Origin of the sequence: Vibrio sp. Y51_MX_L26 (assembly GCF_024181935.1) — a bacterium.
Classification (GTDB): Bacteria; Pseudomonadota; Gammaproteobacteria; order Enterobacterales; family Vibrionaceae; genus Vibrio; species Vibrio diabolicus.
The window spans coordinates 321745-335694 of record NZ_JAMZAS010000003.1 but is presented as its reverse complement, the minus strand read 5'-3'; the positions used below and the strand labels follow the sequence as shown (position 1 = coordinate 335694).

12 protein-coding genes and 1 pseudogene are annotated in these 13950 nt (G+C 45.3%); 6 read left to right on the top strand and 7 right to left on the bottom strand.

The annotated features are described in order from the left end of the window. The first annotated feature begins 66 nt into the window (after positions 1-66). The 4 genes from NL645_RS10145 (at position 67) to NL645_RS10130 (ending at position 3135) form a co-directional block, all read left to right on the top strand. The gene (locus NL645_RS10145) at positions 67-1782 is read left to right on the top strand and encodes a proline--tRNA ligase (protein WP_006742543.1); all 1716 of its coding nucleotides are present in this window, start codon (positions 67-69) and stop codon (positions 1780-1782) included. Between the two features lie 175 nt (positions 1783-1957). After that, positions 1958-2626: a tellurite resistance TerB family protein gene (locus NL645_RS10140; RefSeq protein WP_104969715.1), complete on the top strand. Its 669-nt coding sequence runs from the start codon at positions 1958-1960 to the stop codon at positions 2624-2626. Positions 2627-2737: 111 nt separating this feature from the next. Then, positions 2738-2944: a YaeP family protein gene (locus NL645_RS10135; RefSeq protein ID WP_005391765.1), complete on the top strand. Its 207-nt coding sequence runs from the start codon at positions 2738-2740 to the stop codon at positions 2942-2944. Beyond that, complete coding sequence (locus NL645_RS10130) at positions 2944-3135, top strand: DUF4250 domain-containing protein (protein WP_048625898.1); 192 nt, start codon at positions 2944-2946, stop codon at positions 3133-3135. Before NL645_RS10135 ends, NL645_RS10130 begins: the two co-directional genes overlap by 1 nt. A gap of 105 nt (positions 3136-3240) precedes the next feature. On the opposite strand, the gene NL645_RS10125 is transcribed toward NL645_RS10130, so the two are convergent. Continuing rightward, the gene (locus NL645_RS10125; RefSeq protein ID WP_253651652.1) at positions 3241-4605 is read right to left on the bottom strand and encodes a sodium-dependent transporter; all 1365 of its coding nucleotides are present in this window, start codon (positions 4603-4605) and stop codon (positions 3241-3243) included. A 376-nt stretch (positions 4606-4981) separates the two neighbouring features. On the opposite strand from NL645_RS10125, the pseudogene NL645_RS10120 reads away from it, so the two are divergent. Next, positions 4982-7528: pseudogene (locus NL645_RS10120) on the top strand (Ig-like domain-containing protein). Positions 7529-7662: 134 nt separating this feature from the next. Here NL645_RS10120 and NL645_RS10115 read toward each other — a convergent pair. Next, positions 7663-8406 carry a YggN family protein gene (locus NL645_RS10115; protein WP_005385316.1) on the bottom strand — a complete coding sequence of 248 codons (744 nt, stop codon included), beginning with the start codon at positions 8404-8406 and terminating at the stop codon, positions 7663-7665. A 61-nt stretch (positions 8407-8467) separates the two neighbouring features. Further along, positions 8468-8947, bottom strand: coding sequence for a GreA/GreB family elongation factor (locus NL645_RS10110; RefSeq protein WP_109169655.1), 480 nt, complete (start codon positions 8945-8947; stop codon positions 8468-8470). Between the two features lie 76 nt (positions 8948-9023). Here NL645_RS10110 and NL645_RS10105 point away from each other — a divergent pair, with 76 nt between their 5' ends. Next, positions 9024-10949, top strand: coding sequence for an ATP-dependent DNA helicase RecQ (locus NL645_RS10105; protein WP_253651710.1), 1926 nt, complete (start codon positions 9024-9026; stop codon positions 10947-10949). Here NL645_RS10105 and dinB read toward each other — a convergent pair. From dinB to NL645_RS10085, 4 genes are all read right to left on the bottom strand, one after another. Further along, positions 10946-11974, bottom strand: coding sequence for a DNA polymerase IV (gene dinB / locus NL645_RS10100; protein WP_253651709.1), 1029 nt, complete (start codon positions 11972-11974; stop codon positions 10946-10948). The genes NL645_RS10105 and dinB overlap by 4 nt on opposite strands. A 111-nt stretch (positions 11975-12085) precedes the next feature. After that, entirely contained in the window at positions 12086-12319 is a 234-nt protein-coding gene (locus tag NL645_RS10095; protein ID WP_012841486.1) for a DUF2789 domain-containing protein, read from the bottom strand. Between the two features lie 231 nt (positions 12320-12550). After that, the gene (nqrM, locus tag NL645_RS10090) at positions 12551-12784 is read right to left on the bottom strand and encodes a (Na+)-NQR maturation NqrM (RefSeq protein WP_005436655.1); all 234 of its coding nucleotides are present in this window, start codon (positions 12782-12784) and stop codon (positions 12551-12553) included. 22 nt (positions 12785-12806) lie between these two features. Beyond that, entirely contained in the window at positions 12807-13811 is a 1005-nt protein-coding gene (locus NL645_RS10085) for an FAD:protein FMN transferase (RefSeq protein ID WP_047008896.1), read from the bottom strand. Positions 13812-13950 lie beyond the last annotated feature (139 nt).

The window sequence follows — 13950 nt, the reverse complement described above, 5'->3', positions numbered from 1 at the left end:
TCGGGAACTCCTATACTCCAGCTTATTCAAGCTTGAGTATCTAACTTAAATAAACGGATAAATTTAATGCGTACCAGTAATTATCTTCTTTCTACTCTGAAGGAGACTCCAAACGACGCAGAAGTAGTGAGCCACCAGCTCATGCTACGTGCAGGTATGATCCGTAAGCTGGCTTCAGGTCTATACACCTGGCTACCTACTGGTCTACGTGTACTGCGTAAAGTCGAAAACATCGTTCGTCAAGAAATCGACAATGCAGGTGCAGTCGAAACTTTGATGCCCGTTGTTCAGCCGTTTGAACTATGGGAAGAGACAGGCCGCAGCGAAAAGATGGGTCCTGAGCTACTTCGCTTTACTGACCGTCATGTTCGTCCGTTTGTACTTAGCCCAACCGCTGAAGAAGTGATCACTAGCCTTGTTCGCAATGAAGTGAGCTCTTACAAACAGCTTCCGCTAAACCTGTACCAAATCCAAACCAAATTCCGTGACGAACGTCGTCCACGCTTCGGTGTAATGCGTTCACGTGAATTCTCAATGATGGATGCGTACAGCTTTGACATTGATAAAGACGGCCTACAAAAGTCATACGACGCAATGCACGATGCTTACTGCAAAGCATTCGATCGCATGGGTCTGGATTACCGTCCTGTACTAGCAGATAGCGGTGCTATCGGTGGTAGCGGCTCTCAAGAGTTCCACGTACTGGCTGAAAGTGGCGAAGACATCATCGCATTCTCTACCGAGTCAGATTACGCGGCAAACATCGAAAAAGCAGAAGCACTAGCTCCAGCCTCTGAAGCAGCTGCACCAACGCAAGAAATGACGTTGGTAGATACGCCAAACGCAAAAACAATCGCTGAATTGGTTGAACAGTTTGAGCTGCCAATTGAAAAAACAGTGAAAACTTTGTTTGTGAAAGCGTCTGACGAAGTTGATGCACCAATCATCGCGCTTATCATTCGTGGCGATCATGAACTGAACGAAGTGAAAGCAGAGAACCTTCCTCAGGTTGCAGCTCCACTGGAAATGGCATCTGAAGAAGAAATTCGTGAGCTTATCGGTGCTGGTCCTGGTTCTCTAGGCCCTGTTGGTCTTAAACTGCCGTTCATCGTTGACCGCAGCGTAGCGGTAATGAGTGATTTCGGTGCGGGTGCGAACATCGATGGCAAACACTACTTCGGCATTAACTGGGGTCGTGACGCAGAGCTTGGTCAAGTTGAAGACCTACGCAACGTGGTTGAAGGCGATCCAAGCCCATGTGGTAAAGGCATTATCCAGCTTAAGCGTGGTATCGAAGTTGGCCATATCTTCCAACTTGGCAACGCTTACTCCGCAGCGATGAACTGTGGTGTACTTGGTCCTGATGGTAAGAACGTCATCCTAGAAATGGGCTGTTACGGCATCGGTATCACTCGCGTCGTAGCGGCTGCTATTGAGCAAAACCATGACAAATACGGCATCATCTGGCCAGATGCAATCGCACCATTCCAGGTTGCGATCGTTCCAATGAACATGCACAAGTCAGAAGAAGTAAAAGAAGCCGCTGAGAAGTTGTACGCTGAGCTAACGGCAATGGGCATCGAAGTGCTATTTGATGATCGTAAAGAACGCCCAGGCGTAATGTTCTCTGACATGGAGCTTATTGGTGTACCGCATACAATTATTATCGGTGATCGCTCAATGAAAGAAGGCAACTTCGAATACAAGAACCGTGCTACTGGTGAGAAAACGCCAGTCGCAATGACTGATATTATCGAGCACGTAAAGGCTCAACTAAAGTAAGCGCTCGACGGTTCTCATTTGAAGTAATTTCAAAATAATTAGAAAGGGTTGGCTTCGGTCAACCCTTTTTATTACTGGGCAACCTTACTACTCCCCTTTAGATCTATTCACTTTGTTAATCTTTGGTTCAGCTTCTTGCTATTAAACTGATTTCATCATCTAAAGGAGGTCAGTTATGGATTTAAAAAGTCTTCTAAACCAAGCACTCAAATCAGACTTACTCAAGCAAGGGGCTGATGCGTTAGGTAAACAAACTAACAACATCAAATCCTCATCAAACTCAAGTAGCCTGAAAACGCTAGGAGCAGGTGCCGTTGGCGGAGGCCTTATCGGTATGCTGATGGGCTCGAAGAAAAGTAAAAAAATGACCAAGAAAATAGGCTCGGGCGCATTAAAAGTCGGTGGCGCTGCTGCGCTTGGAGCATTAGCCTACAAAGTTTATAACGACTGGCAAGCCAAACAGTCCGGTCAAGGTGTTCATGAGACCTTTGACCCCGATGACAGCAAACACAGTGTACTAATTTTAAAAGCAATGATTGGAGCCGCAAAAGCCGATGGCCATGTAGATGAAGAGGAAATGGCCCGCATCGAGCAAGCCCTCGTGGATATGGGCGCAGATGAGCACGTACGTCAACTCGTTCAGCAAGAACTAAACAAACCGCTTGATCCTGCTGAAATTGCTAATCAGGCGACCTCTCCCCAACAAGCGTCAGAAATTTATCTCGCGTCTTTGATTGTTGCTGATGAGCAAAACTTCATGGAAAAAGCGTATTTGCAAGAACTGGCAAAACAACTTCAGCTTTCACCAGAAGTCACTCAGCAGTTAGAAGTACAAATGCAGTGATTAAATCTCGCTCAAGCAACTCCTCAACTTGAGCCAAAACAACTCTGCACTTTGAGTTTCAAATCTGCTGTGTGTATATTGAGATAAGTTATCATTTAGTGGAAAGAAAACATGCAAGTATACGGCTGTTGTGAACTGGTTCGTGAGCTTTATGCTCAAATTGGTAGTGGCGATCAAGCTTACATTCCTCAGGCAATTTCATGTGCTGTTAAAGCGCTGAACGATGTTGCGGCGGATGAGTCTTTGCCTAAAGAAGTGCGTGAAAAAGCGGCATTTGCTGCGGCAAACCTACTGATTTCAGATTTTGAGGATAAGTAATGAATCTAGCGAACTTTGAATCCATGGATTCTGTCATGCTCATGAGCATTGTAAATATGAAGCTACGCGACGACTTCGGTGGTGACTTAGATAAACTGGTAGCTTTCTTCGATATCGATCGTGCGGCACTAGAAGCAAAACTGGCTTCTGCTGGTTTTGACTTTCTTCCAGAAGCAGGACAATTCCGTTAACCCGCAGCAATCACCGCGGGTAACTGAAACGGGGAATAACCAACATGAAAAAGGGCTTGATGATCACTCATCAAGCCCTTCTCTTTTGTCCAATAGACGTTTCGATTAGCCGAATGAAGCCCATATGACCGTAGCCACAAGAATTGGACATACAAACTTCACATACGCAGGCCATAACTTACCAAACCAACCTTGCGTAAACTCCGGGCAACCTTGCTCAAGCTCTTTGATTTTTGAGTTGCGATTCCATACCCAACCACCAAATAAGCAGAATAAGAGCGCAGCGGTTGGTTGTAGATACTGAGTAGCAACCGTCGCGACCATACCAAACAGAGCGCCAAAGTTATAAACAATCACCACACTGAACAAGGCGATGAGACCACCTAAAACCCAGCTCGTTGCGCTACGCTTGGTGTTGAAACGCTCACTCACTAACGCCACTGGACACTCTAACATTGAAATGGAAGACGTTAGCGCCGCAATCGTCAGCAATAAAAAGAACACAATAGAGAACAATTGACCAAGCAAACCTAAGCTATCAAACATCAATGGCAATACGGTAAATACCAACGTATCAGAGCTTAATAGAGAGCCATCTTCAGCATAGATTTGAACGCCTTTTTGCATCGCAACAAACATCGCTGGCATCACCACTAACCCTGCAATGAAAGCAACGGCAGTATCTACCATGGTCACGTTCATCGCCATCTTTGGTAGGTTCTCTTGCTTACTCAAGTAAGAGCCATAAATCAGCATTGAACAGCCACCGATCGTAAGCGAGAAGAAGCCCTGTCCCATTGCAGCAAGAATCAACTTGCGGTCCCATACCTTTTCGAAATCCGGTACCAAGTAATGCTTTAGCCCTTCCATCGCACCGTTTTGCGTCATGATGTAAGCAAACAGCAGGGCAAACAGAACAAACAATGCTGGCATCAAACGTGTGGACCACTTCTCAATACCTTGTTTTACGCCACCTTGTACGATGAGAATCGTTAGCACATAAAAAGTAATGGTTCCGAACAAGTTACGTTCAACGCTAAAGCCCTTTAGCCATTGAGTTGCAGCTTCTAACCCCATTAGATCTGTGATTGCACCCAGTAAAAAGCAGATCAACCAACCACCGACAATAGAGTAAAACGCTAAAACAGCGCTTGGTACGCTTAAACCAATCCAGCCCACAATACCGCCGAGCTTTTTACCTACCGGATGATTGGTAAGCGAACGCATACTATCTACCGGATTGGCTTGACCATGACGACCAATCGCCATTTCAACCACCAGCATAGGAAATGCGACGATAAGAATCATCACCAAATAAACCAACAGGAAAGCACCGCCGCCATTACTGGCAGCTTGGGTTGGAAAGCCCCAAATATTGCCAAGGCCAACTGCGGCACCTGCGGCTGCTAAGATGAATCCGAGACGAGAGCCAAAATGCTCACGAGGCTGAGAAGAGGTTTGCTGTGTCATACTACTCACACAAAATATCATTGAACTAGCTGACTAGTACACTATAGCAATATTCACTATTCAACAAGAGCGCTCCGGTTAAATACTCGACAGTTGAAACAATTCACAGTCATTCAGCTTGTAAATTTTAACGTACATCTCACATTCATCATTCTAAGACCTGGCGACTTTTGTCTTTTTCACACGCCTAGAATTTGTGATTCTCCCATCGTGAAGTGAGCCGAAAAATAATGAGCTTTGGTGTAAGGAACGAATAGTTCCTCGTGATACTGTGTCGAAAAGCAGAATATTATGCTTCGCTTTTTCCCCCTTATGTCTATTTATCAGCTAGTTATTACTCTGTTCTCATTTATATCCATGACTCAAGGAGAGGAAAATGAAGGTCACTCTACTTCACGGAGCGATGGTTGCAGCACTCAGCGTCAGCTACCAAGCTCAAGCCTATAACTGCCAAAGCTTACCCGACTGGGACAGCACTGCGACTTATACATCGGGCACTTTAGTAAAAACGCAAGGAGCCGCTTACGAGGCCGCGTATTGGACGCAAGGCAATGACCCTGTTACCAATTCAGGGGCTTGGGAGGCATGGAAAGCGTTAGGGCAATGTGATGGTGGAAGCAACAATCTAGAGCCAACAGTGTCATTCTCCTCTCCAACAAACAACGCACAAATTCCCGAAGGCAGTGCGATCACCTTGCTAGCCAACGCAACCGACGAAGATGGCCAAATCGCACAAGTTGAGTTTGTTGCAGGCAACCAAACGGTTGCTGTGATAACTCAAGCACCATTCGAAGCATCTTAGACCGCTATTGAAGGTGTCTCGCAATTGACCGCGATTGCGACCGATAATGAGGGAGCCGTTACCACCACGATGATTTCTATCCAAATTCAACCACAAGTCGAGTTGCCGCCACCAAGCATTTCATTGACAAGCCCAGTAGGCACAGAAGTGCTTAATGTAGGCGATAACCTAACCGTAGCCGCTCAAGCTGATGATATTGATGGTGTGGTCACACAAGTTGAGTTCTTCGTAAACAATCAATCTGTCGCCATTGATACTAGTGCACCTTACGAATATCAATGGACCGCGAGTCCAGGTACATACTCGTTCAAAGCACAAGCGACTGATGACACAAACCTCGCAACCATGAGCCAAGAAGTAACGCTTGTTGTTAGTAATTCAGAAACAGGGACGGGCGGATGTGCAGATGCAGTGCCTTACGCGGCGGGAACGAGTTATCAAGTTGGCGACCTAGTTTCTCACTTCAACCAAAAATATCGTTGTGACGTTGCGGGTTGGTGTTCCTCGGATGCGACATGGGCTTACGAGCCTGGTGAAGGGCTATATTGGCAAGATGCTTGGAGTGGCCTAGGTGCTTGTTCGACGCCACCGCAAGTTACCATTACGGCACCAACGGATGGACAAGTCGTGCTCGCTGGCAGCAATAACGAAATCACGGCTAACGCAAGCGATGCTGATGGCACAGTCACGCAAGTTGAGTTTTTTGCGAACAACACCAGCTTAGGGGTCATCACTCAAGCACCATATTCCGTTACTTGGAACGCCACACTTATTGGCGCTAACCAGCTTAAAGCCGTCGCAACCGATAATGCTAACAACACGTCAGAGTCCTTGGTTGGTGTGGAAGTCAGCGATAAAGATTTGGTCGTCTCACTGACTTCACCAAGTAGCGGTCAAACCGTCGGCTTAGGCAAAAACCTCGCATTAAGTGCCGATGCAACGTCTTTAACCTCAGGCATTAAACACGTTGATTTCATGATCAACGGCTCTATTATTGCAACCGATACCACGGCACCTTACACAGCCAACTGGACACCAACTGCACTTGGTAACTTTACAGTTAGCGCCCAAGCTGTGGATTTGTCAGGAAGCAATGCATTGTCTGACGCAGCAGCAATAACGGTGGTTGAGCAAGCAGAGAAACGTCATAAACTCATCGGTTACTGGCACAATTTTGTAAATGGGGCTGGCTGTCCAATTCGTCTAGCGGATATGGCTGATGCGTGGGATGTGATTGATATTGCCTTCGCCGAAAATGACCGCAACAGCGATGGTACCGTGCACTTTAATCTATATTCAGGCGATATTTACAGCGATTGTCCAGCGCTCGACCCAACGCAATTCAAGCAAGACATGGCTGCGCTTCAAGCGAAGGGTAAGAAGTTTGTTCTCTCTCTTGGTGGCGCAGAAGGCACTATTACGCTGAATACCGATCAAGACGAAGCCAACTTTGTCTCTAGCCTAACAGGTCTTATCGCTGAGTGGGGCTTTGATGGTCTTGATGTGGATTTAGAGAGTGGATCTAACTTGGTTCATGGCTCGCAAATTCAAGCTCGCCTTGGTCGTGCTTTGCTTCAAATAGAGCAAAATATGGGTGGCGACATGTACCTAACCATGGCACCTGAGCATCCTTATGTTCAAGGCGGCTATGTGGCTTACAGCGGTATTTGGGGAGCTTACATTCCTGTGATTAACGAGACACGCAGCACGCTCGACCTACTTCACGTCCAGCTATATAACAACGGTGGTTTGCCAAACCCATATCTGCCAGGCAGTGCACCAGAAGGCTCTGTGGATATGATGGTAGCGCAATCTAAAATGCTTATCGAAGGCTTTGAATTGGCCGACGGCACTCAGTTTGCACCACTACGTGATGATCAAGTCGCAATCGGCTTACCTTCAGGTCCTAGCTCGGCAAATTCAGGTCAGGCTCCGACACAGAATATTATCAGCGCACTAGATTGTTTAACCAAAGGCACTTCATGCGGCACCGTTAAGCCAGCGTTCAATTACCCGAATTATGCAGGGGTAATGACGTGGTCTATCAACTGGGATCAGTATGATGGTTTTAATTTCTCAAAACCTGTCGGCGATAAGCTCACCGAGATGAACGCGCAATAAGCTATCAAAGAACAAGCGGGTAAAACGGAAATATCGTCTTGCTTTCATTACTTGTTCAAGTAAGTAAAAACGAAAAGAGAGCACAATTGTGCTCTCTTTCTTTATACCATTGAGTTCTACTTTTTGAAGGGTAATTAAATCGTAAATACTCGGTAATCTTTTAGCTCAGGGATTTTCTTCAACAAATCGTCTTCTTGCCCTGCCATGTCATCCAACGAGTCACACAAGTCTTCTGCTTGTTGCTCTACCTCTTTCGAATGCTCAGCTAAACGCTCTTCTACTTTCGCGCTGAGTTCAGCCATACTCTCCGATAATGCAGTGAGGTTTATTCCCCCCTCTTCCTTCATTTTTTTCGATAAAGCATCCAACGAACTCGCTAAAAACTCTTTATTGAAGATCTCTTGTGCTTTTGCAAAGTCTTCAGTCCACCCTTGTGTCATGGACTCAAAACTTTCCGCTGGTAGAATGAAATCACCATCTTTGTAGTAACGTGATTCAACATCAGCGAAAAAGTCCTGTACTGCGACTTTGACGTTATCAAACGCGCCAGGTGCGTCTAGGCTTTCCGCGACATCATCGATGATGTCATTTGCAAGCGCTAAACCATCACTCGCCAACTGCTTTGCTTGTGGAATATACGCGTTCATTTTTTCGCGATAGTCTTCAATTGCCGCTTTCTGGTCGGCATTGAGTTCAATTAGCTCACCTTTGATGAAGAGGTTGTTATCCTCATCCACAACCGCTTTGTCACCCGTCGTTTGACGAATTTCCAAGCTTTGCCCATCCATACGGACTTCATTATTGATGTCCACACGACACTGCGCTGCATAACCAGTAGCACTGACCATCAGCAATGAGAGTGTAAAAAGCTTTTTCATGTCATTCTCTTTTATTTAACATTACTCGTGTTAAACATAACACTGAGTGATACATGAGATGTCAGCAAACCGTCACGACTTCGTAACAAGTTGTTTTTTCTCCTATTTTTACATCAATCTCATCGCCTTCTTCTTTCCCGAATAACGCTCGACCAAGAGGAGATTTTGCTGTTAAGACAAAGACTTCCTGAGCCTGATATTTAACAGTCAGACCACCAGAACAAGGGCCTACAAAGAAGTGCTTTTCAAGCAAATTCTCATCTGCGAGAACGACGTAAGCACCTACACCAACAGGTGCGCCTTTAAAGTCGCGAGTCACTAGAGCGCGATATTGACGCAGCTCGTCTTCACTCTCTTGGATTCGCATAGCTTGTCCATGAGCAAGATACGCGGCTTCAAGTGCTAACGTATCGTACTTATGCTCGGGAACAGTTTCTTCATCTGTCGCGGCATCAATGGCTCGCTGAGCCGATGCATGGGCCACTTGAAGTTTTTCTTCCAGATGTTGGATGATAATTTGGACTAAGTCAGCTTTATTCATACTTTTAGGACGCGCGTTTGGCACTCAGGGTGTGTTAATGTACCTAAGTTTACCATCAAAGAAAGGTTTCCCTATTATGCAAAGTGACTCGCTGCATCAAACACTTCAATCCGTATTTGGTTTTGACTCATTACGCCAAGGTCAACAACCCGTAATTGAAGCGGTTATGAATGGTTACTCTGCTGCGGCCATCTTTCCTACAGGTTCGGGTAAGTCTCTCTGTTACCAATTACCAGCAACCGTATTGCCCAATCTTACGTTGGTGATCTCGCCGTTGTTGGCGTTAATGAAAGATCAGCTGAACTTTTTGCAAAGTAAAGGGATCCCGGCCGCTTCTATCGATAGCAGTCAAAGCAGAGAAGAGTCACAACGCGTCATGGCAGGGGTAAAAAATGGACAGATCAAAATATTGATGATTTCTGTTGAGCGCCTAAAGAACGAGCGTTTTCGTGAGTTCATTCGCCAAGTGCCGATCTCTTTGATGGTGGTTGATGAAGCGCACTGTATTTCCGAATGGGGACATAACTTCCGCCCTGATTATCTCAAGCTACCGCAATATCAACGTGAACTGAACATTCCACAATCTTTGCTTCTCACTGCAACAGCAACGCCCGCAGTTATTGAAGACATGAAACAAAAGTTCGATATTGCCAGTGAACATATTACCGTTACAGGCTTCTACCGCCCCAATCTGGATATCTCGGTTATCCCATGCGAGGAAGCAACGAAACAAGAAAAGCTAAGTGAAATCATCGCCTCTTCTCCTAAGCTTCCGACTATCGTATACGTGACACAACAGCAGACAGCAGAGCAAGTAGCAAAATCACTAATCCATATTGGCATTAATGCTCACGCGTACCATGCTGGTATGAAAAGCGACATCCGTGAACAAATCCAACAGCAGTTCATGGATAGCCAAATTGACTGTATTGTTGCAACGATTGCATTTGGTATGGGGGTCGATAAATCTGATATCCGCCGCGTCATTCACTTCGACTTACCCAAATCGATCGAGAACTACGCACAAGAGATTGGACGTGCAGGCAGGGACGGGCAACGTTCTGAGTGCATTCTGCTAGGCAATACGTCCGGCTTAACGGTGTTGGAAAACTTTGTCTATGGTGATACACCTGAACTAACCTCGATTAACTATGTAGTCGAGCAAGCGAAAGAACATGCTCCACAATGGGAGGTAGTGCCACTGCGTTTATCGCGTGAAAGTAATATCCGCCAATTGCCACTCAAAACCTTGTTGGTTTATTTGGAGCTACATAAACTCATTGAAGCAAAATACAGTTATTTTGCGGAATATCGCTTTAAGTTTTTGCACGATCAGCAATTTATTGTGAATCAATTTCAAGGCGAGCGACGTCAATTCGTGGAGGCTATTTTCTCCTGTTCGCAAAAAGCAAAAGTGTGGTGCCAAGTTGACCTAGAAGCGTTATGGATGAACTATCAATCGGAACGCAACCGAGTTGTCGCAGCCCTCGACTATTTTCACCAGAATGGTTGGATAGAGCTAGAGAGCAAACAACTGACCGACGTGTACTCTGTTTTGCCAACCACACAGAGTTCTGATGTTTTAATCCAACAACTGTATGAACTGTTCCAATCCAAAGAAAGCAAAGATATCGAAAGAATTCACACCATGCTGCGCTTGTTCCAGTCAGAGCACTGTTTGAGCTCACAATTGGCGAACTACTTTGCTGATCACAATGCACCAAAGCAATGTGGTCACTGCTCCGTGTGTCGTGGTCAAGTCGCTTCGTTCCCAACACCACAAAGTGAGGATATTGAGCCACCTCAAGTAGCAATGTGGGTGCAGGAATTTATTCAGCTCTCCCCTTCAGCTATCAGCAATGATGCTGTCGCCCGCTTCTTGTGTGGCATTAGTACCCCTTTAATTAGCCAGCTAAAAGCTTCAAAACTGTCAGGTTATGGTGCGATGGCCAACACAAGCTTTGAGCAAGTATTAGCTCAGGTAGAAGCAGTAAGAGCCTAGAAAAAGCTCAATTGACGCGCTTGGTTCTCGGGCTTGAGCATCACGTTCAAGCCTAAAAGGCGTATTTCCCGTCCGTTTTGGCGCTTAAGAATATCTCTTAACAAGATCTTGAAGTCCTCAAGCTCTAATTGCGGATGGATATGCTCAATTGTTGTCAGTTGAAAGTCAGCAAATTTAACTTTAATACCTTGTTTAATAATCGATTTATCTGGGCTTGTACGCTCTAAGCGTTTCTCGAGTTCAGGATAAAGTTTATCCTCGATCACTTGCCAACATTCATCATAGCTCGAGATATTCTGGCTAAATGTCCGTTCCACACCGACGGATTTTCTCTCTCGCTCAACGACGACCTCTCGATTATCAATTCCATGGCTACGCTGCCATAAAGATGCTCCCTGACGACCAAACTGTCTCAGCAGTTCACGATAGTCGCTGTTTTTAATATCCTCACATCGATAAAAGCCCGCTTGGTGTAGCTTCTCAAGACTCACCTTCCCAACACCAGGAATGTTTTCCAGCGGAAGTGTATCGATAACTTCCTGAACCTTATCTGGCGGGATAACAAACTGACCGTTGGGTTTATTCATATCAGAGGCGACTTTGGCAAGGAACTTAATCGGTGCAATGCCCGCCGATGCCGTCAGCCCAAGCTCATTCCAAATGTCGCGTCGAATAGACTCTGCGATCAACGTTGCGGAGCCACGGCAAGCTGTCGAATCCGTTACATCGAGGTATGCTTCATCTAATGAGAGAGGTTCAATGATAGGCGTATAACGCTCAAAAATAGCACGAATCTGCTGAGAGACTTGTTTGTACACGTGCATTCGACCGGGAACGACCAGTAGATGGGGGCAGAGTTGCAATGCTCGCGCCGTTGACATTGCACTACGAACGCCATATTTGCGCGCCTCATAATTACAGGTGCTAATCACGCCACGCTGTTTTTCATGACCGCCAACGGCGAGTGCAATGCCACGGTAACTAGGATTATCTCTCATCTCAACGGCAGCATAAAAACAATCCATATCGACGTGAATGATTTTTCTGATTCGGTCTGACATAGCCATTAAACACTGTTCAAAAACACAGTATAAATTAAATCTGCCTTGATAGAAATGAGAGTTTGTAAACGTGCTTTAATCTCGTAACATCACATCAAGCTGATCGACCAACTCTGCCCAGTCTGCGTCTTCTTCAATGGCTTGTTTGAGAAATGTGGCCTGCGAACTTGTCCAAAAGCTGGCTTCATGCAGAGGGGCTGAAGCTCTTTTGTGCCGATGTTCGTTAATAAAGTCTTTTATCTCTTGAGGAGAGCTGCCGAGGCCTAGTTGTTGAAACAATTCAGCCATACCGTGTTGATGCATTTCCATATTTCCTCCTAAGTTAACGCGCTTTAGTTTGAGTATATAACCAAATAACAGTTAAGTACGGTGATTAAAGGGAAATGACTTGGCTGTGAAGTCTGCACCGACTTAAGCTTCCGGTCATCCTAGATTAAACGTAGCAAGCAAAGTATAAACTCTCAGAGAAGTAGAGCGAGAGATATAAAAAAACCCAGCTTTGGCTGGGTTATTTTGTATTACTATTTGGATGATCGATACTTAAGCAATTCGATCTTTTTCCCATGCAGCCAATTTCTCAGCTCGCGCCGCTTCACGTGCTTCACGTTTCTTACGCGCGTCACATGGTTCTGGACAGTTACATACTTTCTCAATACCTACTGCACCAAGACCGCCACAGCTACCCTTCACTACTTTCTTCTGGAAGATGTAGCCAACAGCCATCGCTGCGATTACCGCAACAAAAACTGCAAACGTAATTAGAAATGTACTCATAAGAACATGCTCACTTCTGTTGTTATTTCTTCATGAACGGCTTGTATGCTTCCGAAGCCAGCTCTTTAAAACCATTTTCCGTCTTCACAATCATGAAAACAGGAATATTATTTTCGTTCGCAATTGCCATGCCTTTGTCTTCACCTAGCACCATAAGACCAGTTGCAAGACCATCAGCAGTCATCGACGATTTATCTAATACCGTTACAGACACCACTTTATGATGAATAGGTTTGCCTGTTCTTGGATTAATAATATGAGAGTATCTCACACCATTACTCTCAAAGTAATTACGATAGTCACCACTTGTTGCAATTGCCATGTCCCCTGGCTCAATAATTTCTTGAATTGAGCGCTCATCAATAGTCGGCTTTTCAATCGCAATGCGCCAAGGCACGCCTTCACGATTCACGCCTTTGAGGCGCATTTCGCCGCCTACTTCTACCATGAAGTTATGAACCCCTTCAGATTGAAGGTAGTCAGCAACCACGTCAACCCCCCAACCTTTAGCAATAGTTGATAAATCGACATACAAGTTAGGAATATCTTTGGACAATTTATTGCCATCAACAGATAGATGATGAATGCCAGTATTGGCTTTGCGTGCCGCTAGCTCTTCATCTGTAGGAACGACATCAGGGCGAGCTTCTGGGCCAAAGCCCCACAGGTTAACTAAAGGACCGACTGTCACATCCAATGCGCCTAAAGTAAGACCGTTGAGACGAATCGCTTCTTTGACTACGGTTGCTGTTTGTGTCGATACAGTAAATGGCTCACTCGTTTGATGCTGGTTAAAGCGACTTAATTCTGAATCATCACGGTAAGTCGACATTTGGTCATTAACCTCTTCCAGTAAGCGATCAATTTCCGTCTGCATCGCTTTTGGCGTTGGAATACCATCTTGCTCGATATATTTGATGTTATAAGAAGTCCCCATGGTAGGGCCACTTAGATGAATTTGATCTGCTGGTTGCTCACAGCCAGCCAAAATCAATAGAGAAGCGAATGCAACAAGCCACGTTTTCACTTGTTAACTCCCAATGTTGTTGAATTGATATGGGGAATGGGACCGATTACTTAAATCCAATTACCTATATCAACTGTTGAATATTATTTTTACTTCTACAAAAAATAATGGCTAGCTCTTAGAGAGCTAGCCATAGATT